The sequence below is a fragment of the Methanosarcina acetivorans C2A genome (assembly GCF_000007345.1).
GTDB lineage: Archaea > Halobacteriota > Methanosarcinia > Methanosarcinales > Methanosarcinaceae > Methanosarcina > Methanosarcina acetivorans.
Map to the genome: position 1 here is coordinate 409,944 of NC_003552.1, position 26,663 is coordinate 436,606.

Annotated in this window: 22 protein-coding genes and 4 pseudogenes; 6 read left to right on the top strand and 20 right to left on the bottom strand. The window is 40.8% G+C overall.

Going from position 1 to position 26,663, the window contains the following annotated elements:
• Nucleotides 1-823: 823 nt before the first annotated feature.
• From MA_RS01840 to MA_RS01845, 3 genes and pseudogenes are all read left to right on the top strand, one after another.
• Nucleotides 824-6,361 carry a cobaltochelatase subunit CobN gene (locus MA_RS01840; RefSeq protein ID WP_011020406.1) on the top strand — a complete coding sequence of 1,846 codons (5,538 nt, stop codon included), beginning with the start codon at nt 824-826 and terminating at the stop codon, nt 6,359-6,361.
• Between the two features lie 650 nt (nt 6,362-7,011).
• On the top strand, nt 7,012-7,134 hold the full coding sequence (locus MA_RS29255) for a hypothetical protein (protein WP_282679512.1): 123 nt from the start codon (nt 7,012-7,014) through the stop codon (nt 7,132-7,134).
• A gap of 610 nt (nt 7,135-7,744) precedes the next feature.
• Nucleotides 7,745-8,635, top strand: a pseudogene (locus tag MA_RS01845) (ISNCY-like element ISMac19 family transposase); the annotation flags it as partial.
• Between the two features lie 54 nt (nt 8,636-8,689).
• On the opposite strand, the gene MA_RS01850 reads toward MA_RS01845, so the two are convergent.
• Together MA_RS01850 and MA_RS01855 are read right to left on the bottom strand one after the other, a co-directional pair.
• Entirely contained in the window at nt 8,690-9,607 is a 918-nt protein-coding gene (locus MA_RS01850; protein ID WP_011021141.1) for an IS481-like element ISMac4 family transposase, read from the bottom strand.
• A 28-nt stretch (nt 9,608-9,635) separates the two neighbouring features.
• Nucleotides 9,636-11,093, bottom strand: coding sequence for an efflux RND transporter permease subunit (locus MA_RS01855; RefSeq protein WP_248698071.1), 1,458 nt, complete (start codon nt 11,091-11,093; stop codon nt 9,636-9,638).
• 280 nt (nt 11,094-11,373) lie between these two features.
• On the opposite strand from MA_RS01855, the pseudogene MA_RS24945 reads away from it, so the two are divergent.
• A pseudogene (locus tag MA_RS24945) lies at nt 11,374-11,707 on the top strand (IS1 family transposase); the annotation flags it as partial.
• A 103-nt stretch (nt 11,708-11,810) separates the two neighbouring features.
• On the opposite strand, the gene MA_RS28285 reads toward MA_RS24945, so the two are convergent.
• The 7 genes from MA_RS28285 to MA_RS01885 all read right to left on the bottom strand — a co-directional run bounded on the left by MA_RS28285 (nt 11,811) and on the right by MA_RS01885 (nt 15,477).
• Nucleotides 11,811-12,185, bottom strand: coding sequence for a hypothetical protein (locus MA_RS28285; RefSeq protein WP_226990723.1), 375 nt, complete (start codon nt 12,183-12,185; stop codon nt 11,811-11,813).
• Entirely contained in the window at nt 12,101-12,388 is a 288-nt protein-coding gene (locus tag MA_RS28290; RefSeq protein WP_011020412.1) for a TetR/AcrR family transcriptional regulator, read from the bottom strand. The genes MA_RS28285 and MA_RS28290 overlap by 85 nt, the downstream gene beginning before the upstream one ends.
• A gap of 650 nt (nt 12,389-13,038) precedes the next feature.
• Nucleotides 13,039-13,728: a helix-turn-helix transcriptional regulator gene (locus MA_RS01870; protein ID WP_157860073.1), complete on the bottom strand. Its 690-nt coding sequence runs from the start codon at nt 13,726-13,728 to the stop codon at nt 13,039-13,041.
• A gap of 208 nt (nt 13,729-13,936) precedes the next feature.
• Nucleotides 13,937-14,077: a hypothetical protein gene (locus MA_RS01875; RefSeq protein ID WP_157860074.1), complete on the bottom strand. Its 141-nt coding sequence runs from the start codon at nt 14,075-14,077 to the stop codon at nt 13,937-13,939.
• A gap of 92 nt (nt 14,078-14,169) precedes the next feature.
• Nucleotides 14,170-14,301, bottom strand: a complete 132-nt coding sequence (locus MA_RS29260; protein ID WP_281085314.1) for a hypothetical protein — start codon at nt 14,299-14,301, stop codon at nt 14,170-14,172.
• Complete coding sequence (locus MA_RS01880) at nt 14,298-14,516, bottom strand: hypothetical protein (protein ID WP_048064865.1); 219 nt, start codon at nt 14,514-14,516, stop codon at nt 14,298-14,300. Before MA_RS01880 ends, MA_RS29260 begins: the two co-directional genes overlap by 4 nt.
• A gap of 583 nt (nt 14,517-15,099) precedes the next feature.
• Complete coding sequence (locus tag MA_RS01885; protein ID WP_011020416.1) at nt 15,100-15,477, bottom strand: TrmB family transcriptional regulator; 378 nt, start codon at nt 15,475-15,477, stop codon at nt 15,100-15,102.
• A 303-nt stretch (nt 15,478-15,780) separates the two neighbouring features.
• Here MA_RS01885 and MA_RS01890 point away from each other — a divergent pair.
• Both MA_RS01890 and MA_RS24950 read left to right on the top strand, forming a co-directional pair.
• Nucleotides 15,781-16,005 (top strand): annotated as a pseudogene (locus MA_RS01890) (helix-turn-helix domain-containing protein); the annotation flags it as partial.
• Between the two features lie 165 nt (nt 16,006-16,170).
• A pseudogene (locus MA_RS24950) lies at nt 16,171-16,579 on the top strand (IS1 family transposase); the annotation flags it as partial.
• Nucleotides 16,580-16,865: 286 nt separating this feature from the next.
• Here MA_RS24950 and MA_RS01895 read toward each other — a convergent pair.
• The 11 genes from MA_RS01895 to larC form a co-directional block, all read right to left on the bottom strand.
• Entirely contained in the window at nt 16,866-17,996 is a 1,131-nt protein-coding gene (locus MA_RS01895; RefSeq protein ID WP_048064866.1) for an MBL fold metallo-hydrolase, read from the bottom strand.
• 93 nt (nt 17,997-18,089) lie between these two features.
• A complete protein-coding gene (locus MA_RS29685) occupies nt 18,090-18,191 on the bottom strand; it encodes a transposase (RefSeq protein WP_083755980.1) in 102 nt (33 codons plus the stop codon).
• 50 nt (nt 18,192-18,241) lie between these two features.
• The gene (locus MA_RS01900; protein ID WP_011020418.1) at nt 18,242-18,721 is read right to left on the bottom strand and encodes a flavodoxin family protein; all 480 of its coding nucleotides are present in this window, start codon (nt 18,719-18,721) and stop codon (nt 18,242-18,244) included.
• 168 nt (nt 18,722-18,889) lie between these two features.
• Nucleotides 18,890-20,086, bottom strand: a complete 1,197-nt coding sequence (locus tag MA_RS01905) for an alpha/beta hydrolase family protein (RefSeq protein WP_157860075.1) — start codon at nt 20,084-20,086, stop codon at nt 18,890-18,892.
• A gap of 352 nt (nt 20,087-20,438) precedes the next feature.
• Entirely contained in the window at nt 20,439-20,918 is a 480-nt protein-coding gene (locus MA_RS01910) for a flavodoxin family protein (protein WP_011020420.1), read from the bottom strand.
• A gap of 56 nt (nt 20,919-20,974) precedes the next feature.
• A complete protein-coding gene (locus MA_RS01915) occupies nt 20,975-21,553 on the bottom strand; it encodes a TetR/AcrR family transcriptional regulator (protein WP_011020421.1) in 579 nt (192 codons plus the stop codon).
• A gap of 274 nt (nt 21,554-21,827) precedes the next feature.
• Nucleotides 21,828-23,000, bottom strand: a complete 1,173-nt coding sequence (locus MA_RS01920) for an MBL fold metallo-hydrolase (protein WP_083755866.1) — start codon at nt 22,998-23,000, stop codon at nt 21,828-21,830.
• A 22-nt stretch (nt 23,001-23,022) separates the two neighbouring features.
• Entirely contained in the window at nt 23,023-23,925 is a 903-nt protein-coding gene (locus tag MA_RS01925; protein WP_011020423.1) for a permease, read from the bottom strand.
• Entirely contained in the window at nt 23,918-24,985 is a 1,068-nt protein-coding gene (locus MA_RS01930) for a DUF362 domain-containing protein (protein ID WP_011020424.1), read from the bottom strand. Before MA_RS01930 ends, MA_RS01925 begins: the two co-directional genes overlap by 8 nt.
• Nucleotides 24,986-25,215: 230 nt before the next feature.
• Nucleotides 25,216-25,794 (bottom strand): TetR/AcrR family transcriptional regulator, encoded by a 579-nt coding sequence (locus MA_RS01935; RefSeq protein WP_011020425.1) that lies wholly within the window; start codon nt 25,792-25,794, stop codon nt 25,216-25,218.
• Nucleotides 25,795-26,027: 233 nt separating this feature from the next.
• Nucleotides 26,028-26,609, bottom strand: a complete 582-nt coding sequence (larC, locus tag MA_RS01940) for a nickel insertion protein (protein ID WP_226990917.1) — start codon at nt 26,607-26,609, stop codon at nt 26,028-26,030.
• Nucleotides 26,610-26,663: the final 54 nt, after the last annotated feature.

Here is a 26,663-nt window from a genome sequence, read left to right on the forward strand (position 1 = left end):
AATGCTCCAGGTTTTTGATACATTATATGGGGATAAAAATGCAAGAAATATCTATAATGATATCGATTTTTGTTTTATTCTTGTTAACCTCGTTATCCACTGCTCTGTATTTGTGGAGCCCGTACAGAATTCAGGAGTAAAAAGTTTTGTAATTGTATGTGAAATACGGTACAAAATAATTCTTGCTGTATTTTTTCTTTTTCCCGGCTTTGAGTCCGAATTTTTCCGAAATTCGACTTATTTTTGTCTTGACATGAAGGTACTTTCAATTACTTTCATTATTTGTTCCTGTTATTCGAAGAGTATCATGTGTGTTTTTTTAATTAAGGCACATTTTCATCACAATTCTGGTGATAATGTTGTAAAATTGCCTTTTTACTCTAACTGCTAACAATTATGAGCTGAAAACCGTCTTTTATATATTTTTTCCCACAATGCTTCAAATGTCGAATCTATTAAACAGAGTCGGTTGCTCTTTATTTTTTCTGGAAGTTCTGGAGTTGGATTTTATGTCGGAACCGAGAGCTTTTACTTTTATATTTAAATATTGACGGCTGTTTCTGTGTAAGTTCCGATATTAGAATAAATTTAAATTAAAATCATAATATGAACTCAGCACCCTGATCGTTTTTCTTCGGGGTGAAGGATTCATGATATTTTCTGGGGATAAGATGCATATGGCACAAAGTAGGTTTCTGTTTTTGCGTGCAGTGGTTCTTTTACTGCTAGCACGGAATGTATTGACTGCTGAAAAAAAGATAAATAACTGTAATTTTTCTTCCGTAAGGTTCCAGGACTCCTGGCAAATTAACTGAGGGATAATATGAATAAAATTCTCCATCTGTTGTTCCTTAGCGCATTTCTTTTTCTGGTGTTTACGCCAGGGGTGCTGGCAGAAGAACAAACAACAAATATAGCTTACATCAGCTACGCCCCAAATGAAGCACTTGAGAAGGCAAGTGAGACAAATGCTCATAGTGATCTCATCAATTACACCTTCATCAATTACTATAATGCAACTTCAAATGGAATAAGTGACGAGCTTCTGCAAGCAGCTGAAACCGGCTTTTTGGAAACTCAGGATGTCATTTTCTGTGATTATATCGGAAGCACAATTTTGGAAGATCCGGTAATAAATGAAACCCTGCTAAATGCTCATAACAGGGGTACGGAACTGTATACCGTGAGGACAATGGGGAAGCCTCCTGATTACTTTGATTATATTTCCGATGGCAATTCTAACGACCCCATCTGCAACTATCTTAACAACATGGGTACTGAAGGTGAAGGTCTTGAGAATGCAGAGAACTTGCTTTTTTATCTTTCAATTAAAAACAAAATAACTTATATCAGCTACATTCCCAATGAAGCACTTGAAAAGGCAAGTGAGACTAATGGTTATAGAGATTTCATTGAATACACCTTCATCAATTACTATAATGCTACTTCAAACGGAATAAGTGACGAACTCCTTCAAGCCGCTGAAACTGGCTTTTTGGAAACCCAGGACGTCATTTTCTGTGATTATATCGGAAGCACAATTTTGGCTGATCCGGTAATAAATGAGACCCTGATAAGTGCCCATAACAGGGGTACGGAACTGTATACCGTGAGGACAATGGGTACGCCTCCTGATTACTTTGATTATATTTCCGATGGAAATACTAACGACACTATATGCAACTATCTCAACAACACGGGTACCGAAGGTGAAGGTCTTGAGAATGCGGAAAATCTGCTGATACACCTTGTAAAAGATAAACTAAATCTCCAGAATACTTCAGTTGTGGACAACGACACAAATGTAGACAGTAATGAGTTCTTATTTGTCCTGGGTACGGAGTTCAATGAGCTTGCCTTAGGTAATGCAGCTTCAAATACTAACGTTTCAGCCGAACTGAACATAACCATATTCACGCCTGATAATCCTGTGCCTGATGGCTTCGATTTCTCCGGGTATGGAGTTATTTTTCTCGAGTCACAGGACGAATCAGTGGTATCCGGCTGGACTTCGAGTATAAATTCTGCCAAAGCGGGAGGTTCGAAGGTCATAGGATATAACCTCTCATCAAATATCACCCTGCCGAATGTTGACCTGTATTCTGAGAACTACACGGAAATCGAAAGGTACTGGATACAGGGCGGTGAAACTAACATGGAGAACATGCTCAGGGTCATGGGGCAGAAGTTTGCAGGTTTATGGACGGGAGAAGAGATCCCTGAGCCAGTGCTGATGCAGGAAAAAGTTAACATGACCTTCATTATTGGTGCTGACTCAAATGCATATTATCTCAGTAATGTCATCGATGAGAGAAGTGTGATCACTGATCTTTTCAACATAAACCTCATGAGTGGTAGCGATGCTGTTGCAAACTTCACTGATGCTTCAGACCAGGACTTCATAGTATTGTATATGATAGGCGCTGGTGACATATCCGCGTTGATGGACGTATTGTCCGATGCAAAGAACAATGGTGTACAGATCAGCCTCGGAAGTAGTGATGATGCATACGGGATAAGCACTATAGACACGCTCAATCCTCCTCATAATGTGATTGTGGACTATCTTGCTACTGACGGGGACACAAACATGGAGAATCTGATCCGTTACATGGCAGCAGAGCTTGATGATGTATATATACAATATTCACCTGTGGAGTCTCCGTCAATTCCAGACGATGGTATCTATCATCCGGATGCTTTTCCAAGGACCTTTGCGAACAGTACCGAATATCTGGAGTGGTATGCCAATCACGGGTATAACGAATCTGCACCCACAATAGGTATCATAAGCTACGAAATCCAAAAAGAACCTGTCTATCTTACTACGGACGATGCAATTATAAGGTATCTTGAATCAAGGGGCTGCAATGTTATCTATACCACCGATCTGGTATGTAATGACGATGTTGATTATTTCACCAGAGATGGAGAAGTGCTTGTAGATGCTATTATCCACCTGAAGGCTTTCTATTTGAATTATACCGATCAGGAAGCGGGTGTGGAATATCTTCAAAAATACAACGTGCCTATACTGAAAGGAGTACAGGATCCGTACACAACACCGGATGAATACTATAACAGTACCCTTGGAATAGATACGATGAGCCTTCCGTCTATGGTAACGCAGCCTGAGATTGACGGGTGCCTTGATTTCATCTGGATCAGTGGAAGCGTGGTTAATCCGGAAGATGATGATCAAACATATTATCAGCCTATTACAGGACAGGTACAATGGTTATGTGATCGTGCAATAGGATGGGCAGAACTTGGAAGGACCAGTAATAAGGACAAGAAAGTCAGCATCCTGTATTACAACCATGACGGAGGAAAGGAGAACATCGGTGCAAGTTACCTCGATATCGGTTCAAGTTTCACGTTACTGCTCGAACGGATGCAGGCAGAAGGCTATGATATAGGCAACGGTACCATCCCAAACGGCAGTGAGTTCATTGACCTGTTCATCGAAAGCAGGAATGTCGGTGCATGGGCTCCCGGAGAACTTGAGAAGGTCGTCGATTCCGGCATGGCCACCCTCTTGCCTGTTGAGGAATATCTGCCCTGGTACAGCACTTTACCGGAATCTGTCAGAGCCGAAGTTGAGGAAACCTGGGGTGAAGCACCCGGCGATATAATGGTATATGAGAACGAGAGCGGGAAGTATTTCGTAATACCCACGGTGCAGCTCGGGAATGTCAACTTCATCCCGCAGCCAACCAAAGCAAAGCTCTCTGATGAATCCCTAATATATCATAATTCTTCAATACCGCTAACGCACCAGTATCTTGCAGCGTACTACTGGATCAACGAAATATATGATGCCGATGCAATTGTCCACTTTGGAACACACGGGTCCATGGAATGGTCCCCCGGAAAAGAAGTCGGCCTGTGGGAATATGACTATCCGTCAATCTGTGCAAATGACACACCTATAATATATCCGTACATTATGGACAATGTTGGTGAAGGAAGCCAGGCCAAACACCGTGGTTTTGCAGTTATCATAGACCACCTGACCCCGCCAATCATCGAAGCCGGCCTCTATGGTGATCTTGCCACGATGCATGATAAGATACACAGTTACACCAATTCAAGAAGCCTGAATGATACTGCAATGGCAGCAATGTATCGAAACACTACGACACAGTTGTATGAGAACCTCAGCCTTGGAGTAGACCTGGGAGTTTCAACTGACGAATTGAATAATATGACAGACGATGAGTTTGAAGACTTTGTAAGTAATAATGTCCACGAATATTTACATACACTGGAATCGGAACTCATGCCTTATGGTGTCCATATCTTTGGTGTGGCGCCTGAAGATGAAAAGCTCGTCTGTATGATAAAATCCATGCTGGGTGATGACTTTACAGATCATATCTATGATGTGCTGCCCGAGAACAACGGAACCGAGGAAGACCGGGACGATGAAGCAGATGCTGATGCGCTCTTGCTTTTGAATGAGACAATACTCAACGGAACAGGTGTCTCTGATGCCCAGCTCAAGGTACTGGGCCTCACAGATGACAATATAACAGCGGACCTTGAGCTGGCACTTGAATATTCCGAAAAGCTGGCTATGACAACCCGTGAGATAGACCAGACCATACGGGCACTGGATGCAGAGTACATAGAGCCCGGTGTAGGAAACGATCCGGTCCGCAACCCTGATGCAATACCAACAGGCAAGAACTTCTATGGTTTTGACGAGAGGAAATTCCCGGATGAAGAGACCAGTGCTATGGGTGCTATCCTTGCAGACCAGCTGGTAGCTGATTACTATGCCAATAATGGCGCTTACCCTAGCAAAGTGTCATACGTCCTCTGGGCCATGGAGACACTGCGCCATGGCGGACTTATGGAAGCCCAGATCCATTCTCTCCTGGGAGTCGAACCAATAAGAGATGACGGACGCATTACCGGTTTCAAAGTAATACCCCTGGAAGAGATGAACCATCCCAGGATAGATGTACTGATCCATTCCTCTGGATTGTACAGGGATACCTTCCCCTATCAGCTGGAGCTGATCGATGAAGCTGTCCGCATGGTTGCCGGACTGAACGAGACCAATGAAACAAACTACGTCAGATGGAATTCCTTAAAGATGGAAGATGCACTCCTGGAAAAAGGCTACAATGAGAGCCAGGCAGAGTACCTTTCAAGATGCAGGATCTTCAGCGAGGCCCCAGGAAACTATGACAACGGTATGGAAGATGCGATTGCAGCAAGTGATACCTGGGAGAATGAATCCGAACTCGCCGACCTGTTCATATCAACATCATCCTACATCTATGGACAGGATGTATGGGGAGATGGCTATGAAGATGTGTTCACTCTGAACCTCATGGATGTTGATTCAGCTGTGCACAGCGACTCATCGAACCTGTTCGGTCTGCTTGATGGTGACGGTTACTATGGTTATCTGGGAACTATCGGGCTTACAGTAAGGTCGCTCACAGGAGAAACACCTGAATTGTATATAGCCAACCAGGAAAACACGGATGGTCTTGAGGTTATGACACTGAAGGAAGCATTGAGGACAGAGCTACGTTCAACTGACTTCAATCCTGCATGGATTACCGGGATGATGGAGGGTGATTATGCAGGTGCCAGACAGATAATGAAAGCGGTTGAATATTTGTGGGGATGGGACGTAACGAATCCGGATATAATCACAGATTCTGACTGGGAGGAGATATATGACGTCTACATCAACGACAAGTACGACCTTGGTGTAGACGAGTTCCTGAAAACAGAGAATCCGTATCAATACCAGTCTATAACCGCAAGGATGCTTGAAACTGCAAGAAAAGGTTACTGGGATGCTTCCGAAGAAGTGATCCAGAGTCTGGTAAAAGAATATGCGGAATCCGTAGTTAAAGATGGGGTCACCTGCTGCCACCACACCTGTGGAAATTCCCTGCTTGATGAATACATTCAGGGCGTAATGTCAGTTTCTGGTGTTGTTGATGCGGAAACAGCAGAAAAATATAAGGAATTGATGCAGGAAGCTACACAAGCTTCTCAGTCGTCCAGTAAGAGCAGCAGTCACAGCAGCAAAGGACACCAGACAAGTGTTGCTGAAAAACTCAACCAGACCTCAAGCACCGGGGAATCGGTCAGCAACCAGACTGTTCAGGACTCGGATGCAGGTTATGGGGTAGATTCTCCAGAGCCTGCGCCTGAAATGAAGAAAGCTGCAGATTCCAATTACGTGGAGGGCTATGAGATGCAGAAAGAGGCTGTTGAGGACAGCGAAAGCGGAGGTATGTCTTTCTCTGGCGCTGACATCCTTGGAACTCTCTTTGTGGTGATAGCAGCCGGTGGAATTTATCTGGGATTCAGGAAAAAGAAGTTTTAAATCTCCAGTGAAATACGGCGCAATAACCGCTGTATTTTTTTCCTTTTATTTATTTCAGTCGAATACCCCGCTAGCTTGCTGCGGGGATGGAAAACTTCCCCAGCAACCGTTAATGAGAAGATGGTTTATCAATTCCGTTTTCTGGTTTTTAACTTCTGCTTAAACTAAATTTTTTAGGGTTACTGCTTTCTTTAACGGAATTTTGGGCGGTGGCGCGAACATACCCCGTTGCTTGCAGCTGGGTGCGCCAGCGCAACTTTGATTGTCAGAGTATTACTTTTTCTGTAAAATTTTATGGTATTCCCGGACAAGGAAACATTGTAAGCAACGATATAAATTAGGGCATACATGGTTGAACTGAGAAATCAATAACATTAAACCTCCAACTGTATAAAACACTTCTCTAGTCACAACGCTGAATGTGATTGATTTTGTAATTCAGGTGTGTAAGTCCTAATAAATACCTCATTAACCTTTTTCTGCCGCGTCGATTTTTTGTCGGCTTGTTAGGATTTGCATAAGAATCATTATCCTTTTATTGAGTATTATATAATGCATGGGATAAAAACGTATACAGGAGTGAGTCTCCAACGCTTGACCGATGACACAGGAAGTTCGCTTGAATAATTCTTTATAGGGGGTGTAACTCAATGGTAGAAGAAAAGAAAGAAGAGAAGAAGGAAGAAGAGGCTGCTCATGTAGATCCGATACATCCTGAAGATGAACGAGGGGGAAAAAAGAAGCATCTGTTGAGTTGTGATAAGAGTAGCTGATCATCACTTTATAATTCAACAGGTTGCTGGAAAAGGCTGAATAAGGTCTTTGATCTCCTGAATGTTGCAATCAACCAGGATGTCCAGGAGATCCCTTTCCCATTCGAAAGTCTTGCTTGAAGGGCAGTGTCGCGAATTTGCTTTAAGTTCTAAGCCAATTTTTTGTGTACTGTGTGTAATTTTGTTCTTCTGATATGGAATTTTCTACCCTGTAACTTCTTGGTATTTGTGATTTTTCAGAAAATTAGGCACACTTCCCACTGAATAAAGATGAAATCTATGAACTGTTGACTTAGATCCATAGCGACGAGGAACATCTTTCAAGTACAACCTGTCGTAACAACGTACAAAATGCCGTTAATTAACTTCCTCATATTTGCACGTGGTCTCCTTGTATGTGATTTCGGTGGAGGAATCTAAGGTTCAGAAATTAATAACCAGCTGGTTTTCTTCGGTATATGTCTGAAAAAGTTCTGCTATATTTTTTGAACAAATAAATTCAATCCCTGGAATTAAGACTCAGTCCCAAAATCTAGTGATAAAAGTAAGTGTAACATCACTACACAAAATTATAATCCTATAATTATGTAATGATGTTACGGCAGAAGCAATGGTGACTATAAATCTTACACTTAATAACTTTTCTGAGCTCCATGCTCTCTTAGACGTTTTTGGTTGTTTTGGAAACGATTATGAATATACTACACGAGGAATTTTTCGTAGAAAAATTCCTCCCGTCTGTTCAATTTGTAATACTCCAATGGTTCATAATGGCTATAATCCCCATACCAAAGACGGTCTTGGGGAAATCAACATTGGTCGGTATAAATGCTCAAACTGTGGTAGTACACACGAAGAAGATTATAGTTTTTGGGAAGATATGAAGACTTTACTTTTTGATACATTCAATGATTTTTTCCAGTTACTCAGATACCATAACGTTTCATATGATGGAATTTCTGATCTAATGGATTTCATATATCCAAGATCAAGAAGCACGATTTTTAGAGCATTCTACAAAGAAATGGAACAGGAAACTATTCCATATTCAGAAAATATACATATGGTGCATTATGACGAACAACATCCAAAAGAAGGAAGATGTCAGAAATACCGTTTAACTTTACTGGATGCAAAAGCTCAAAGAACGATAGCAGATGAACTTTTCAAAGATAAGAGTCCAGAAACCATCAAGGAATTTCTAAAGAAAAATCTTGATGCATCAGAGCCAGTGTTTATCGTTACGGATTTTGATAAGAGATACCCTGATATATTAAAGGAAATTTTTAGGGATAAGTTAGTCCATCAATATTGTTTGATGCATTTAAATAAGCTTATTGTTAATGATTTTCCAAAGAACACAACGATAGAACAGGAACTTTTGAAGTACAGGTTATTAAGTATATTTTATAATAGAGAGAATGAGATTAAATTTCTGCAAAAACTTCAATCTGAAGAACTCAACGTAATTAATAACAAAGAAAAGCATCAAGAATGGATTTGTTTTGTCCTGAAATAATTTCGCTTTGAAACTTTTTTCCTCTTGTCCATGTTTTCACCACCCAAACAATCTCACTCCTATTCTGAACTTTGCCTCAACTGGTAATCTATTCCAGAATGCTTCCTGTGGCGATTCTAACTGTTCAAGTTTCAAAGCTCCATGAGGCCTCTTGTTATACCACTGTACGAATTCTTCAAATGATTCAAACTCTCCTCTAAACCTTTGATATGTATCGAACCATTTCTCTATTTTTCCGTTTGTCTGAGGATGTCTTACCCTTGCAAGTATTGGTTTGATTCCAAGTTCTTCAATGCATCTTTTAAAGTCACTATCCCATGAACCATCCTTATTAATCCTGTGAGCTCCGAATTCACTTCCATGATCCATAATGAGCTCTCTTAAAGGGTATATGTCCCAGTACTCTTTAACAAGTTCATCAATCACTTTAATGGTGTTCTCCGTGTTGCAATGAACGTACTCTCCACCTGCAATTATCATTCTTGATGAATCATCAAGAATGGCACAGACTTGCAGTCCTAACAGGGGATTCTCATGCCAATCGATGTGTGCAGCAGACATGCTGTGTTCGCGTTCGTATCTACACCATTTTCTTCTCTGTTTCTTTTTTCGGTTTTCCTTGGCAAGGTCCATGCTAAGTAGATAGTTATGGATTCTGTTATGAGATATCTTACGATTATATTTGCCTTCGATGAGAATCTCAAGGTAACAGGCTCCAAACTTATAATCAGAGTAAGTTTGGTCAATCAATTCCTTATCAGAGGAGGATAAGGGGTTCTTTGGTCTTCCAAGATTAATGCCAACTTGAGGAAGCTGACCAGTTTCAACGTATTCTTTGTAGATCTGCTGAACTCGACGGGCTGAGATCCCCTGGATCTCAGCTATCGTCGAGGTAGATTCACCTTTCGATTTTTGAGCAATGATCCAACGTATCTTTTTTCCATTAAGTTTCACAAAAGATAAGGGATTACAACCGACATATTTAGCGCGAAATAATTTCGGGATAAAACACACCGAAATTTGCTTCCTTTACAATATCAACAATACTTGACGAGTCCTGTATGTATCTTCTCCCATCGACTTCGTGTTCAGAGAACTCATCGATCCATTCCAGAAGTTCCGGGTCAGCATTATCATCTGTCTTTATGATGAGATTTAACTGGTCATCACCTCCAAGGATCTCTCCCATATGTTCCAGTTCTAGCAGAGCAGGCATGTCCTGTGGGGCTAAAGCCTGAATATCAGTCTGGGTACCTACAAGACCATCTGCATAAAGACCACCTACACACAGGAAACCTGCTATAGATAAAACAAGAATAGGATTTCTCATTGAAAATGTAGAAATTGCCTTAAGAGCTTTTTCAAGGAAATCCGGTTCATGTTCTTCTTCAACAACAACTGTAGAATGAGTTTCATGATGTGTGGATTTCTTATTAAAACCAAGTCTTCCAAGGATGTTCATTTTGGATAATTTATCAAAACCATAGAGTACAGCGACTCCCAGGAATAGAGATGAAATGAAGCACATCACTATACCGGTAATCAGAAGTTTTCCAAAATCCTGTGTCATTGGAACTGTGGATGCGAACAATGAGGAGAAACCAAGAGCTGTGATTATAAGTGCATTCAATACTGCCGGTCCGGCGTGTTTGATAGTGTCAATTACAGCCTCGTCCTCTGTTTTCCCATGTGCATGTTCTTCCTCTATCCTGTTATGGAACTGGATGGAATAATCAATGCCAATTCCTATAAGAACAGGGAAAGCTGACATTGATACCATTGTCATCGGAATGCCGAGGAAACCCATTGCACCAAAAGTGAATATTATGCCTACAAGTACTATTGGAAGGGGAAGCAGTCTCCACCTGACATGCTTGAACACCAGGTATAATGCTACTATCATCAGAAGAACAGATAATGCAAGTAGCATTATCATAGTTGAATTCATCTCCTCATCCATCGCTATCCTGAACGCAGAATCTCCAGTAACGATCACGTTGTAACCAGCAGGAAAATTTGCAAGCTCAATGGAAATTTCTGTCTCCCTGAGGACTTCCTCTTTAGTGGAATCCGATACAGTACCTTCCATGATAACAGCCATTACAGCGTGTGTATCGTCAGGCATAAGAGCACTTGGCATTGTTGAAGCAATTATCCCATCAATCGTTTCCGAATCATCCGGGATCGTACTTCTGCCAGTCATCTGATAATTGACTTCTTTAATAATGGTAGAAGGCGAAGTTACTTCTACCACACCTGGTATTTTCTGAACAGAAAGATAAGCTCTGTCAAGAGCTTTCAAAAGCTCCGGTTCCGTAACATCACTACCTTCAACCATTACCACAATGGAATCGGTACCAAAATGATTCAGATACAGGTAATCATAATTCTGATACACTTTTGAGTTCTTACTGACAAAGGTATCCGTACCTGAAGCCATTTCTATTAACTGAGCACCCTGAAAAGAAATAATTATCAGAAGCAGTGCTATCAATATGATTGGTACTGTATTGTCCTTTACGAAAACACCCAGCTTTGGAAAAATATTTTTTATGATAAACACTCCTTGTGATTAATTCGGTATCAGCTTCCCGAAATTATCCGAATTCATCTTGAGATTGCGCATGTTAGGCACAGTACGCTTTGTTGAACGAATTCAGTCAATATCTTGAATGAATTCAGTCAATATATAGTTTACGACAACTACATTATTTTTATACATGAATTGTCCCAGGTGTAAAAGTTCCAGTCATAAAAAGAACGGGAGAATTGATGGCCGACAACGCTATTAAATTTCATAATTGCGGATACAATTATTCAGTAGAGATAAAATCAACTTCTAGCCCCACATCTGTTAAATGACAGACTTTACAACTCTATCTTGAAGGATTAGGATTTCGTTCAATTGGACGTTTTTAGATGTTAGTCATAGTTGGAGAAGTAATGGCAGATTATTGAAGAGTATATGCAGAGTTTCTCCCTAGAAACATTCATACTCGATCAAAAGCAGAAACATATACTGTTGAAGGATACAAAAGCATATTTAGGCATTTTTCTGTACAGCATTTTTAGTTCACCCGGTTTCTTCAAACTATTTTTTTTGTACTATTGAGTGATATCCGGATTGACCGATCACTCATGAGTTAAGTGAAAAAAATTAATTCTTAGCCAGCCCTCTCCAAACAATCTGGAATCCGTCTTCCATAGTCTTATTTTTATCCAGTGAAGAATCTGAATCAAAGATAAAGTTCACTACCGTTCTGCTAGCCTGATAAAACATTGCAATGATCAGCTCCGCGGAAAAGTCTTTGATCTCTCCCGTTTTAATTCCTTCATCCACAAGCTTGTGGAGGAAGACATACTCTTTCATCACTTCATCCCGCGTAAACTTTGTGATGTAGGGAGATGAGCAGAACTGCCCGACAAAAAGGAATTCTTCCTGATTGTCTACCCCCAATTGATTAAATTTGACCAGAGCTTTCTCAACTTGTCCTGGAAAGTGCTTTCTGCCTTGATCCCTTTTCCCATACAACGGCTTAGCTCTCCTTTTACCTCAAAATACAGGCTATTTATGAGATATTCCTTCGTAGGGAAGTAATTGAATAGAGTGCCTGTGGCAACCCCCGCCTCCTTTGAAATCTGGGCGGTTGATGTGCCGTGAAAACCCCTTTCCGTAAAGAGCATCAGGGCTGCGTCCACAATTGCGGTTTTTTTGTCCTTAACCTGCGGGTCCATATTTTAACTCTCGATTTCGAATAATGACTAATCAGTCATTTAGTCATTCATTTGTGTTTTTGTTATAATAACTTTACATTTCCTATCCCGAAAGTTCCTGCATCAAGATTCTTATGGTGTTGGAAACTGGACCTCAAATATCTGGACCTTTTGAACAGGTTTGCAGTGGGTTTCTACAGCCTTTTTCATTTTGCTTTTTGATCATTGCCTGGATTACGGCTTCGTAATCCAGTCTCATGCCCTCCACGGTTGCGCCAGCAACCAGCTTGCTCCTGAATTATATGAAAAAGATGAAGAAACAAAAGCTGAAGCCGCATTTTTTCTTTTTGAATTCACAATTTCAAAATTTCAGTGCTGTATATTTCGAATTGAAATTTCCTTTAAGTTCCTTGCCAGGTATAAAGCGATTTTTCATTTTGGCAGTTTTTCTGGGTAGGCCTCGCTGACACTTGGAAAATAACCACGGGAGATGCCATACCGGTTACTTCGGAAAAGTTCAAAAATGATTGGAGAAAAACCACCGTTAAAGTTCAGCTTGTTCTTACTTCATCTGCCCTTCCGGTTAACAAAACCATACGATCATGTTCAAGTATTCCGGGTTAGGAGTCTTTTTCAGGCTCTTTCGAACCTAAAAAACTTTCGGCCATTCACTATTTCTGATTCGGGGAATTACATTTGTAGTACATGAAAAGCTCCTCCCCCCAGCTCAGAGCTCCCGGATCCCAGGAACAGATGCCCTGCCTGGGAATGTTCCCATTCTTCTCGTAGAATATGATTGAAAAAAAGGTGTCTGTTAGGAGGATAGATGCAGGCACTTCATTCCCCGGATAGATGAAGACATCCGGATTTTCACTGTTCAGGAGTTTGCCTGCCTCTTTTCTGTATTCCTCAAAAAGTTTCCCGAATAAGGGGTTCTTCAATTCGATTACATCCTTTTCTTCAAGCAGTTCCTTCTGCATGCTTTTGAAAGCGGTTTCAGTTATTATGATGTTTGTGTCGATACCTCTCCCCAGAAGCTCTGAATAAAGGAACGGGATGTCAGAATGGAAGACCGAAGCAAGGAGCAGGACCTTACTTGAATTCAGAACCTCATTCAGGAAACCGCTCCGGAGCATTATGTTTTCTTTTTTAAGGGGCACGATTCTGCAACTGCCAAGTTCGTGAATCCTTTCTTTCAGGTAAGGGGGAAGGGAACTGAGATCATGGTTCTTCCAGTAATCCATATTCTCTTCGTAAAGCTCCAGGGTCCCGAGCAGACGTTCCATGTTTGCAACCACCACGGGTCCCATGCCCGAAAGCCGGTACGTATCTCCTTCCTTTGCCATCAGTCCTGTTTTCACAAGTTTATTTATCTGGGGGGTCATGGATTTCCAGGGAAAGTCAAAAGCTCCTTCATGCGTCTTCGGTTAAGTGAGGAATCATGATAAATTGCCTCCATTTTCGTAACAGTTCTCAAAAACTGTATCCCATTGGTGATTGGAACTGGATATCGATTTCATGTAAAAAGGACAAAATTTAAGGCGACTTTTGGTGCAAAATCGATATCCTTCAGGCAAGAAAATTCCTTAACCGATGACCAATGAAAGCTCCTTTGATATCTTCGGCACTTTTCGGGCCGTCGGCGAGGAACAAAAGCACATCCTTCCTTTTTTCAGAAAGGAATAGGATCTCTGTTAATGTTGATTTCATATCCATGTCCCTCGCTAGGCCTACAAATTTCATACATTGTCTATTTTTTACATCTTGCTTACTTTTCATACACTATTTGCATGCACCGTTTTTCAGACATTTACAGGTTCTGACAGCTGTCTCTTCCCGGGAAGCTTTCCAAAAATCTTCCCAAAGATCTCCATTTCTTTTCCCCTGTGCCCGTCCATGTAAATAATCAGGGGCGGGAAAAGCACAAAGGTCACGAACATTGCCAGGAGGACGTCGATAACCTGACCAGCCCGAAACTGCTGAGCATAGGGAACGACGAGGCTATCAGGGCTGAAAAGTCTTCCCCGTGTTTTTCCATAATCTCCCGGACTTCATTGTCCGAATCCGGGACTTTTGACCTTCCGGTAAGTTCATAATTTATCTGTTTAACAATGGATGCCGGGCTTATGACCCCTACAACCCCTGGCACGGGTTCAACCTACTGGCCCAGGCGATCGGTTGCTTTCAGGAGCGCCGCAGACCCGACATCATTTCCCTCGACCATGATAATGATGCTTTCGGTTTCGAAGGTATTCAGGAAAAGATGGTCATAGTCCTTGTACAGCTACGAGTCCTTTGACACCCGGTTTTCGGTCCCAGATGCCATCTATATTCGCTGAGCGCCCTGGAAAGACAGCAAAACCAGTACGCAGACAACAGCAAGGATAGTTGCTCGGTTGTTCTGGATAAATATCCCTAATTTTTCATATGTGTTTTTTATGGCTGGTTCCCCCCGCCGGGCTGAATCAATAAATTTCACTTTTTTGAATTGTTACCTCAGGAAAACTCCACAGCAAAAGCTATCTATCGTGTTTCCTGAAAAGAAGCTTAAAATATGACCTTTTTACCGAATATCGATTTGATTTATCTTTTGTCTGCCAGATTTCCTGAGCATCGATCCGATTTACTGGATTCGATTTACCTGCTGTTAGTCAGACCTTCTGAAAATCCTCCGATTCTCCTATTATCAATCGGATTACCTGAAAATATTAAGATTCACTGGACATTCTCTTTTAAGCCCAAACCAGCCTCCGGACTTTTCCGTGGTATCTGCTTGAATTCCCTACATCACATGCTCCACATTCCAGACTCAGAACTTTTAACTCGGAAGAGGTTTCGGCAAGGGAAAGAATTAGATCATCCCTGATCCTTGATATCAGTTCTTCAGGTTCCTTGGCCCGGTAACAGGTCGGCTGCCCGTCGATTATTTGCACGTATCCTTTTTCCTCCATTCTCCGGAGGACCTTGTAGATCTTGGATCTGGGAACCCCGCTTGCCTCGAAAATTTCCCTTGCGTTTGCCTTTTTCAGGCAAACAAGAACGGAATATATCTTGGCTTCGTTTTCCGTGAAACCGAGTTTCTGCAGGTTATCGATTATTTTCAGAGTCATGCTCTTTCCTCCGTGAAAGAAGTTAGAAATGAGATTTCAGCATCGATATTTTCCATTATTTTTGCCATGTTCCCGAGACTCAACTGTTTTTTGTTCTCGCCATACTAAACTCCTTTCGTGTATGTTAGACACAGTATATTACATTGAATGAATTCAGTCAATATAAAGTTTACGATAACTACATTATTTAGCATGAAAGTTCCGGAGTGCTTTCATTTTTGTGCCTGTAATTCGAAATTTCATGTGCGTTTTATATAGAATTGCCCCAGGTGTAAAAGTTCCAGTCATAAAAAGAAAGGTAGAATTGATAGTCGACAACGCTATTAAATGTCATGATTACAGATACAATTATTCAGCAGAGATAAAATCAACTGCTAGCCCCACATTTATTAAACGACAGGCTTTACAACTCTATCTTGAAGGATTAGGATTTCGTTCAATTGGACGTTTTTTAGGTGTTAGCCATGTTTCTGTTCAAAAATGGATTCGAAAATTGGGAGTGAATTCGAGGATCTAAAAAATGAAAATGACAGGCTGTCTCAAAACTAAAGTTAATTCTACAATTGTGTCAAATTTTTCTACTACAAGGTTAATTCATGTATAAATTTCTCTAATTTAGGTGGTCTTGTTTTTAAATTCAACGTTGTTCATTATCCAATTGTAGAAATGGTTTGAGTTTTGAGACAGCCTGATGAGGTAGCTATTGTGAAATTAGATGAGATGCGTACATATATTGGGAACAAAAAAATACTGCTGGATCTGGATTGCTGTTGATAGAGATGGGAAGAAATTCATCGACTGCTCTTTTGGCAGTAGAGGAACAAAAACAAGACAAAAACTCTGGAAAAGTTAAAGGCAAAAGAAGTTGGAGAAGTAATAACTGATTATTTGAGAGCATATGCAGAGTTTCTCCCCAAGAAACATTCATACTCGATCAAAAGCAGAAACATATACTGTTGAAGGATACAAAAGCATATTTAGGCATTTTCTGGCAAGAATAAGAAGAAAGTCAAAGTGATATATAAAAAGCCTTCAAAGGCTGAAATACTCTGTTTTGCTCTTGATGAAATACCGGAATAAAGAAATAGCTATGTTTGATTAATAATGCCAAAAGAAGAAAACTGGTATATTTTAATGTACAAAATAGACAATATAGCAAAAAATTTCCCACAGTTTAAAGCACAAAAGATCTTGTGTTTAGATGAGATTTTTCAACATTTCAAGAAGGTTGTAATTAATATATTTGTAAACTATATGTATTCAAAACTACTGTATTGAGAAAAACAGAATGTGTATTATATCGAAGTTCATCTCTCTTTTCATGAATGATACAAGACACTTTACTGCTCTTTGCTAGTGATACCACCTGATTTACTTACGCCTCCGGATCAGAAATCCCACCACGAAGTTGGAGACGTTTGCAGGTCTGAATCTAACAGGACTGTCTCGCCGATCATTGGAGCGATTATATTCACTTCTCTTATTTTTGCCTCTTTTAATGCCCTTTCTATTGGTTCATTCCAGGCATGATTAGCCAATGTAAATGCTCCCCAATGCATCAGCATCATTGTCTTACCACCTACATCCAGATTAGCCTGGATAGCTTGTTCAGGTACCATATGGAGATCCGGCCAATTACGGTCATATTGGGCACCTTCGATCAGGGTTATATCAAAAGGTCCGTATTTGTCTCCGATTTGCTTAAAATGTGGACCGTATCCGCTGTCCCCACTGGTATACACCCGGGTCTTATTTCCCAGGATGACCCAGCCTCCCCAGAGTGTGGTATCGATATTGAATGGATTTCTTCCTGAGCTGTGCCTGGATGGCGTCAAAGCAACAGTCAAACCCTGATACTCCGTTTCTTCCCACCAGTTGAGTTCCGTAATTTTTTCTTCCGGAATACCCCATCGGATCAGATGAGCACTACACCCAAGAGGAACAAAGAAATGCGATACTTTGTTATTTAGCTTTACAATGGACCGGTAATCCAAGTGATCATAATGGTCATGTGTAATAAGAACTGCATCGATTGGTGGCATTTCATCAATGAGATGCAGCATGATATCTTCACTGTATTCATATCTGTTTCTTCCCACAAATGAGACCGGTGAGACAACAGGGCCCAACATAGGGTCTATCAGTAACTGTTTATTATCTACGTTAAGCAGAAAAGCAGAGTGTCCGAACCATGTCAAACTATCGTTTTCACTGTTTATTTTGTTCCAGTCAATAACATAAACAGGAATTGGGCTTACAGGATTGCGGTCTTTAACTTCAGAAGCAGAAGTGTTGGTTGTCGATGTAGTATCTGAAGGATCTACAAATGCCCTCCTTGTTGGTACATCATTAACAAAATTGCCATCAACATAATTATCTAATTCCCGATAAGCTTCTTTTTGTTCTGTCGTTGGAATCCCGCCGAAAGCAGGGTGTATGTCCATGAATAGGATAATTCCAACACCCGATAGAAGCAAAAAGCAGAATGTGTATGCTGCAGCTTTCTTGATTTTGTTCATCCCCCACCCCCTATAATCCCATTTATCTCTGATCTTTTTTATTATTCCTGCTTACTTGAAAAAACTACCATATTTCCACTAACAAGCGTGGATTCAATACCCGGAAATCTGCAATGATCGATTATGAGCGCACAGTTTTCTAGTGAGATTCCACACTCTTTCAATTGGATTCAGATTCGGGCTGTACGGCGGGATAAATAGAAATCGTCATTTGGTGAATCACTTATCGGATATGGTCAATTTTTTTATCCAAGTAAAGCAACATCATCAATCGTTTTTTCACATACTGTTTTTAATACAAATTGCTGCGCTTCTTTCAAGTCCCTATCATTCGGATGCTTCTTAGCAATCCCGCCTATTTTCCCGAATATACCGTATGTATCCCAGCCCCTGCACTGAAAGTTCCCAATAAACGAAACATGCTTCTTTGCTAATATATCTTTTATTCCTTTTGTGTAATCCCTATATCCTAAGCCACAGGTAGCTACAAGGAATACTTTTTGTCCCTTTGAAAACAGGTTTTCCTCAATGCACTTCTTTATTCTTTCATGAAATGTATGGAAGTACACTCCTGATGCAAATCCGATTACATCATACCCTGATAAATCAGGTTTTATTTTCCTGGTAACATCAATAACATCTGCAGATATGACACTTGCCATTGCTTCTGCGATCTTCTTCGTATTCCCATGATGTACTGATGCATAAACAATAACTGCTTTCATTTATTTTCTCCCATTCATTATTTATCTCAATTCATGTGTTCAAAACTGTTCATTTTTCAGGTCACAAATCCACGTAAAATAAACAGTGAGGTCTCTTCGGGGCAATCGCAATTTTCATGATAGGACTCCTTCAGTTAATTAATTGATAAACAGTTGCAAATACAGGCGTCATAGCCTTTCGTCGATCCAGTCAAACAGATACTCCGTTGCGGTAGTGTAACCTCCCATTTGACAATGTGATTGGGAGGTTGTGGTCTCATCAAACAACATGTAGTGTTTGGGGCACTTTAATGCGTCAAAAAACTTTTTCGCCTGCCCGGGAATAATTTCAGCGGTTCCATCCATAACCAGAGTCTCACATGTAATCTTGTCTATTACGGATGTATTGTCATATTCCTCAAGGATCCTGAAGACTTCCTTTACGGACACACCATGTTTCCACGCGTAATCTTTCATCATAGAGTCAACAAATGATGGACGCAAAAACCTTGGCAGTTTACTCACAGGCTTTAATCTACTGATGATTGAACCTCCCCAACTGATATTCCCAGGATCAGCAATCAATAATTTGATCCTCTTTTCAAAAGCTGCGGCTCTTGGAGCCAGAAAACCACCGAAGCTCAATCCCATTAGTCCGATTCTGGAAGGGTCAATCCCCGGTATTGTCAGTGCAAAGTCTATCACCGGGCTTACGACATTCTCCCAGTCAGGCCTGAAGGTCATATTGTTGAGTCTCAGGGCGTACCCCTGCCCAGGACCATCATACACCAGACAATGGATTCCTCGTCTGATGGCGCCATCATACACCCAGCGTGTATCTTCGGCCCAGGTGTCCCTACCCGGTGTGATGATGAGCAGCGGAGCGTTATCTACTGCAACAGGAGATCTGTAGAAATGACCCGGAAGAAAACTGTTTTCATAAGGGATCTCAACATACTGCCCGGGATAACCAGATAATTCAAGGTACCGCTCATAGCACTTTGAGCTTGCACGTGCATAATCGCCGATACGCGAATCATTGGGCTGGCTAAAGTTCATCAGGGAGGCACGCCAGTAAGTTGACGCCCGAAGGAATGAAGTGGATGCAGTGATCTGTTTATCTGCCCGTTCCGCCTCTTCAGCTCTATATTGTAGACGTTGTGCCATGGCACCCCATGCGTTTATCCAACGCCCTTCATCGCCGGGTTTAAGATGACCGACTACTTCAAGAACCTCTCCGAGGTCCGACATACCGTATGGCATCAGGCCGAGGAGATGTTTCACTAAGGCATCCATCAGCATATTCTTACTGTACTTGGTGTTTGTCCAATGTGGCTCTGAACTTAAGATCTGTGAAAGATCCGGTATCGTATTCACTTCGCTCATTCCGCCTCTTCCTTCTGATGTATTGTTTTCTTTTTCCATAGACCAATTTCCTCCACATGTTCCTGATAGCATTTCCCTTCACAAGCGGAAAGCCGTCATAATCGGGACATCTTGTTAAACGAATTCAATCAAGCTATTGAATGAATTCAGTCAATATAAAGTTTACGACAACTGCATCACTTTTTATGCATGAATTGCCCAGGTGTAAAATATCCAAAATGTGAAAATGAGGTAGCTATTGAGGAATTAAATGAGATTCATACATATAATTGGAGAGCATATGCAGAGTTTCTCCCCAGAAACATTCATACTGGATCAAAAGCAAAAACATATTGGAAGAATGCAGCATCAATCAATTGTTTGTTTTACATACGGTTTTTAATACAAATTCCTGTGCTTCTTTTAAGTCCCTATCATTCGGGTGCTTCTTAGCAATCCCACCTATTTTCCCGAATATACCGTATGTGTCCCAACCCCTGCACTGAAAGCTCCCCATACACAGAACATCCTTCTTTGCCAATGTATCTTTCATTCCTTTTGTGTAATCCCTGTATCCTAAGCCACAGGTAGCTACAAGGAACACTTTCTGTCCCTTTGAAGACATGTTTTCCTCAATGCACTTCTTTATTCCTTCATGAAATGTATGGAAGTACACTCCTGATACAAATCCGATTACATCATACCCTGATAAATCAGGTTTTATTTTCCTGGTAACATCAATAACATCTGCAGATATGACACTTGCCATTGCTTCTTCAATCTTCTTCGTATTTCCATGATGTACTGATGCGTAAACAATAACTGCTTTCATTTCATTTCCTTTTTTCAACATATACCAGGCGGCTTATTTTTGTCTCTTTCTTATACGCACTAAGAAACTCTGTCATCCTAATTTGATGGTAAACCAAGAACTTTAAAAATAATGTGTATAAGTATCTGTTCTTTTTCTGTTTTAACGGCTAAATCGTCCGTACTATCAGAGAAACCACTTAATCCACGTAAAATAAACAGTGCACTCTCTTCTGGGTAATCGCAATTCCATGAACCGTCTGAATTACCCTGCTTTATTAGAGACAACAGTATTGGCATAGCAACTGCTGCTTTTTTAATAGAACAGTATTCAATTATTGCGACATCACTGGATATACTCGGCATAAGCTTTCCGAAATTATCCGAATTCATCTTGAAACTCAGCAGCATAGTTAGCTTTTCAAGTGCTGTACTTTCTGTCCTATTCATGACAGTTTCCATTTCTTTTTGCTTTTCTTCTGCCAGTTCATCAATAACTGCATAAAGCATTTCTGTTTTTGACTTAAAATAATGATACACAAGTCCCTGTGCCACGTTCATTCTCTTTGCAATATCTGATATTTGTGTTTTATCAAACCCATTTTCCATAAAGAGCGCTTTCGCAGTGTCTATAATCTCCTGATGGCGCTCTTCAACTGTTTTTGTTACTCTTGCCATATTAAGCTCCTTTCGTGTATGTTAGACAAAGTATATCTCATTGAATGATTTCAGTCAACATAAAGTTTACGATAACTACATTATTTCTATACATTAGGAGTTACGCACTTGAAATGTAAAAACAAGCACATGGGGCTTTATCATGAATATTGCGATTTAGATAGTATGATGTCTCATGCCACTGCTTTTTTGTTCAACTGCGTAAGTCCTATGATATAAAGACACTTTACTGTTCTTTGCTAGCGATACCACCTGATTTACTTGCACCCCTAAATCAGAAATCCCACCATGAAGTTAGAGGCATTTGCAGGTCTGAATCCAATAGAACAGTTTCACCGATTTGAGGAGCAATTATGTTCACTTCTCTTTCGTTTGCTTCTTCCAGCGCCCTTTCTATTGGCTCATTCCAACCATGATTAGCTAATGTAAATGCTCCCCAATGCATCAACATCATGGTCTCACCATTTACATCCAAATTGGCCTGGACAGATTGTTCTGGTACCATATGAATATCCGACCAGCTCGGATCATATTGGGCACCTTCGATTAAGGTGATATCAAAAGGTCCGTACTCCTTTCCTATTTCCTTAAAATGGATGTCGTATCCGGTGTCTCCGCTAGTATATAATCGAGTGTTATTTCCAAGAATGACCCATCCACCCCATAGGGTAGTATCAATATTAAACGGATCTCTTCCGGAGAAATGTCTGGCTGGTGTCAAAGCAACGGTTAATCCCTGATACTCCGTTTCCTCCCACCAATTGAGTTCAGTAATTTTTCCTTCCGGAATACCCCATCGAACCAGATGAGCACTAACCCCAAGAGGAACAAAGAAATGTGATACTTTGCTGTCTAGTTTTACAATAGATTGATAGTCTAAGTGGTCATAATGATCATGTGTAATAAAAACTGCATCAATAGGCAGCATTTCATCAATAAGATGCAGCATAATATCTTCACTATATTCATATCTTTTAATTCCCACAAATGAAACCGGCGAGGCAATAGGACTCAACATAGGGTCTATCAATAGCTTTTTATTATCAATGCTAAGCAGAAAAGCAGAGTGTCCAAACCAGGTCAGGCTATCATTTTCACTTTTAATTTTGTTCCAGTCAATAGCAGAAACCGGAATTGGGCCGGTCGGATTGCGGTCTTTAGCCTCTGAAGCAGAATCCTCATCCGTTGATGAAGCGTCTGAGGAATTTATAACCAACTCTGTAGGATCCTCATTAATAAATTTCCCATCAACATAATTATTTAAATGTTGATACATTTCTGTTTGTTCTTTTGTTGGATGCCCACCGAAAGCCGGGTCTATGTTTATAAATAATATAAGAGCTGCACAAAACAGAAGTAAAAAGAATAAGAAATGTAACACGATCTTTTTGAGTTTAATTATTTTTGCTCTTTCAACCACAAGAACTCTAATTTTTCTAAACACCATGTATAGCTCCAATAATAAGGTATTATAGATGAAAGTCTATAATAAGCCCTGTTGTAATTGCAAACAGAATTGTGAATAACAGGTAGATACCGAATTGCCTGGAACCAAGAACAATTTTCACAGCCCCAAGATTCGTTATCTTTGTTGCTGGCCCCGTTATCATAAATGCTGCGGCAGCACCCATACTCATGCCATGTCGCAACCACTCAAGCAGCAAAGGAATGGTTCCTCCGCCACACACATATAGAGGTACCCCTATCGTTGCGGACATCAACACGCCAAATCCTCGCTGACTTCCAAATAGGCTTGCAAATGCGTCAGGAGACACGTAGCGCTGAAAAAGTGCCGAGAGAGCGATACCAATAAGAAAATAGCCTCCCGTTGCCTTGACATTTCTCCAGATGTTTTTTAACAGGCGAATCAGCATATTGGGATCTGTATCTCGATTTGCCGGTTCTGCAAATCCGGAAAAATTAAAAAAATTCTTGTTTAGGAAAAAGAACCGGACACAAAGCCCCGCCAGGATACCGCAAATTAAACATGAAACAAAACGTATGATGAACGCTGTCCTGCCGAGAGCGGCGCTGTAAATGAGTAGCTGGGGATTCAGCAAAATGGAGCTCATCATAAAAGCGGCCAGCCAGTCATCTCTCATGCCTTTTTCGGAGAATGAAGCAGCGATAGGTATGGTTCCGTACATACAAAGAGGAGAGGCGATTCCGAGCAGGCCTGCCGGAACCACCCCAAATACCCCAAGACGTTTGTTTTGAATTGAAACAAACAACCTGTGGATCTTGTCCTTACCAAATACGGAAATTACCGAGCCCAGGAAAATGCCAAATGCCCAGTATTTTGCAATTTGGTTGAATTGGATGCTGAAGTAGTACCAGAGATATATAAACTCCCTCTGGAGTAAATCAAGCATCCAGCATCACCAATTCATACTCCTGACTACCCAGACCAAGCCCATCGGCATAATCAAGGATATGCGTACCATTTCTTGATTCCATGCGCTCGATAAGATCCTGTCCATTAGGAGCTGCATAAATCTGGTCAACACTTGCTTGATCTAATGCAACAGGGTCTAAAGATGCCATAATTCCAATATCAGCCATTGTAGGCTCAGCAGGACTTGAGTCACAATCACAGTCTACAGATAATCTATTTAAAACATTTATGTAAACTACATTGTCTCCTACTTCATTCATAAAGGCTCCATTAGCCTCTGCCATAGATTCTAAGAACTCATCTTGAGGAGTTTCTGAGATTTCAGCCCACATTTGCTCGACAACATTAGTTCTTCCAGCTGTATGGACATAGGATTTTCCATTAGGAGAGGCGATTCCAATAGCAACATTCTTTAATGCACCACCAAAACCACCCATTGCATGACCTTTGAAATGAGAAAGAATAAGCCATGAATCATAATTTTCAAAATGAGAACCTACAATAAACTCATCAAGATGTTGTCCAACTGGAACTGAAAGAGAAATCTCACCTTCTTCATCCATAATATCTGTTGGAGCGATTGCAGTAAACCCATGATCAATCATAACTTGTTTATGCATTGCTGTTTCAGCACGGCGGCCACCGTAAGCCGTATTACATTCAACAATTGTTCCATTCACCGACTGTACCAGATCTTTAATCAGATCAGGCGAAAGATAGTTGTGACCTCCAGGCTCGCCCGTACTGATTTTTACCGCTACATTTCCGGTAACATTACGGCCCAGTGCTTCGTAAACAGCCATTAGCCCTTCCGGACTGATATCAGTAGTCATATAGACTTGTGGTGCCCCATCCGCTACGCTTTCCGGAGCAGCCATCGCTTGAGACTCCTCACCAGAAACGCTATCTACTATCGATGGTTCAGAAACATTCTCTGAGATGTTACTTTTGGTGTTATTGCTTTCATTCGTGACGCATCCTGCAATCAGGAAAAACATCAGGAGGGAAGCTAACAGAATAGCAAAATGTCTTTTCATATTTCCTCCTCACATTTGAATCATGCTCTTTGAAGTTATTATAAATGTAAAGCATTCAAGTAATGCCCAAGCGGATGCCTTTTATTTCCTGTTTATTTGGTATGAAAGTCCATGCGTACTTTCATCTTTTTGTGCCCGTTATTCGAAGAATTTCATGTGCGTTTTTATATAGTGTATTTCTTAATCTGGTATGCGACTGACTGATCACTCATAAAAAGAGTGAAAAAAAATTAATTCTTAGCCAGCCCTCTCCAGATAATCTGGAATCCATCTTCTATAATCTTGTTTTCATCAAGAGATGGATCTGAATCAAGGATAAAATTCACTACCGCCCTGCTACCCTGATAAAACATTGCAATGACCAGCTCCGCAGAAAAGTCTCTGATCTCTTCCGTTTTTATTCCTTCATCCACAAGCTTATGGAGGAAGACATACTCTTTCATCACTTCATCCCGCGTAAACTTTGTGATATAGGGGGATGAGCAGAACTGACCGACAAAAAGGAATTCTTCCGGATTATCTACTCCCCATTTGACTAAATTTGACCATATTTTTCTTAATTTATCCTGAAAGGTACCCTCAGCTTCGATATCCTTCCCCATAGCCTGGCTTAACTCTCCTTTAACCTCAAAATATAGGCTGTTTATAAGGTCTTCCTTTGTGGGAAAGTAATTAAAAAGGGTGCCTGTGGCTACACCTGCGTCTTTTGAGATTTGTGCGGTTGAGGTGCCATGAAAACCTCTTTCGGTGAAGAGCTTCAGGGCAGCATCCATAATTGCTGTATTTTTGTCTTTGATCTGTTCTTTCATGTATTCTCTCTACAATTGACTGATTAGTCAGTTATGATCTAATATTATGTTATTATAAATACTTAATGGTGCTTTTACTTAACTCTTGCTAAGTGTTGTAGTACACAGGAGATTTTTGGCAACTATAAGATAATGGGCACTTTATGATAATACCCTTCACGATAAAAATCTTCCAGAATAAGAAAGGCTTCTGGGAAAATGACCCTTACTCCTAAAAAAGGTAAAACCGGGCTTCAATTCCTGAAGCAGGTTTTTGTCTTATCTTCACAGTACAGTTTTTTCGAAACAGGGGACAGAGGCTCGTTATCCAGTCCAGGACCACTGTCATTGAAATTGATAGTAAAGTCCTTTATGCCTTTCAGGGCCCTTTCTTCAATCAATTCCTTGATTTCGTACATGGAAAGCTTCAGGCCCGCTTCCCTTACCCGGCCTGCCAGTTCCTTAAGTTCTTCGTACTCCACCCGGGCAGAAAGGGGCTTTTGATCTTTTCCTATAACTATTTTTAGATCAATTTCCCCTTCCCAGAGAGGCAGGTCATTTTCGTCCCTGAAAGAAAGGCAAAGCTTCCTCAGCTCGTAGTTAAAGGGGTAATGCTCGGTCTTCAAAAGCCTGACTCCGAGAGTACCGGTTTCCAGGGCCATGAACTCGGCAAGGGAATCAAGAGTTTCTTCCTCACCGTCAATAAGGAAAATATACTCAGGCCTGCCCTTCTTTGTAAAGGCAGGTATTACATGTACGTTTTTAGCTCCAAGTTCCATAAGTTCTTCGATCAGATAAGGGACCTGATCGCAGGTGATATTATCAATGTTAGCCATCAAAAGCAAAAAGAGACCTCCCGTTGATTTCCATAAAGGAAAAAGGCAGAGGTG

Excerpts from the sequence above, each read along its gene's own strand:
- larC (WP_226990917.1), bottom strand. The coding sequence starts at position 26,609 with ATGGCTAACATTGATAATATCACCTGCGATCAGGTCCCTTATCTGATC.
- MA_RS01905 (WP_157860075.1), bottom strand. The coding sequence starts at position 20,086 with ATGAGCGAAGTGAATACGATACCGGATCTTTCACAGATCTTAAGTTCA.
- MA_RS01930 (WP_011020424.1), bottom strand. The coding sequence starts at position 24,985 with ATGAAAAGACATTTTGCTATTCTGTTAGCTTCCCTCCTGATGTTTTTC.
- MA_RS01910 (WP_011020420.1), bottom strand. The coding sequence starts at position 20,918 with ATGTTGAAAAAAGGAAATGAAATGAAAGCAGTTATTGTTTACGCATCA.
- MA_RS01900 (WP_011020418.1), bottom strand. The coding sequence starts at position 18,721 with ATGAAAGCAGTTATTGTTTATGCATCAGTACATCATGGGAATACGAAG.
- MA_RS01885 (WP_011020416.1), bottom strand. The coding sequence starts at position 15,477 with ATGACTCTGAAAATAATCGATAACCTGCAGAAACTCGGTTTCACGGAA.
- MA_RS01840 (WP_011020406.1), top strand. The coding sequence starts at position 824 with ATGAATAAAATTCTCCATCTGTTGTTCCTTAGCGCATTTCTTTTTCTG.
- MA_RS29255 (WP_282679512.1), top strand. The coding sequence starts at position 7,012 with ATGGTAGAAGAAAAGAAAGAAGAGAAGAAGGAAGAAGAGGCTGCTCAT.
- MA_RS01920 (WP_083755866.1), bottom strand. The coding sequence starts at position 23,000 with ATGGTGTTTAGAAAAATTAGAGTTCTTGTGGTTGAAAGAGCAAAAATA.
- MA_RS01875 (WP_157860074.1), bottom strand. The coding sequence starts at position 14,077 with ATGAAATCAACATTAACAGAGATCCTATTCCTTTCTGAAAAAAGGAAG.
- MA_RS01855 (WP_248698071.1), bottom strand. The coding sequence starts at position 11,093 with ATGGCTTCAGGTACGGATACCTTTGTCAGTAAGAACTCAAAAGTGTAT.
- MA_RS01935 (WP_011020425.1), bottom strand. The coding sequence starts at position 25,794 with ATGAAAGAACAGATCAAAGACAAAAATACAGCAATTATGGATGCTGCC.
- MA_RS01915 (WP_011020421.1), bottom strand. The coding sequence starts at position 21,553 with ATGGCAAGAGTAACAAAAACAGTTGAAGAGCGCCATCAGGAGATTATA.
- MA_RS01925 (WP_011020423.1), bottom strand. The coding sequence starts at position 23,925 with ATGCTTGATTTACTCCAGAGGGAGTTTATATATCTCTGGTACTACTTC.
- MA_RS28290 (WP_011020412.1), bottom strand. The coding sequence starts at position 12,388 with ATGGACCCGCAGGTTAAGGACAAAAAAACCGCAATTGTGGACGCAGCC.
- MA_RS01895 (WP_048064866.1), bottom strand. The coding sequence starts at position 17,996 with ATGAACAAAATCAAGAAAGCTGCAGCATACACATTCTGCTTTTTGCTT.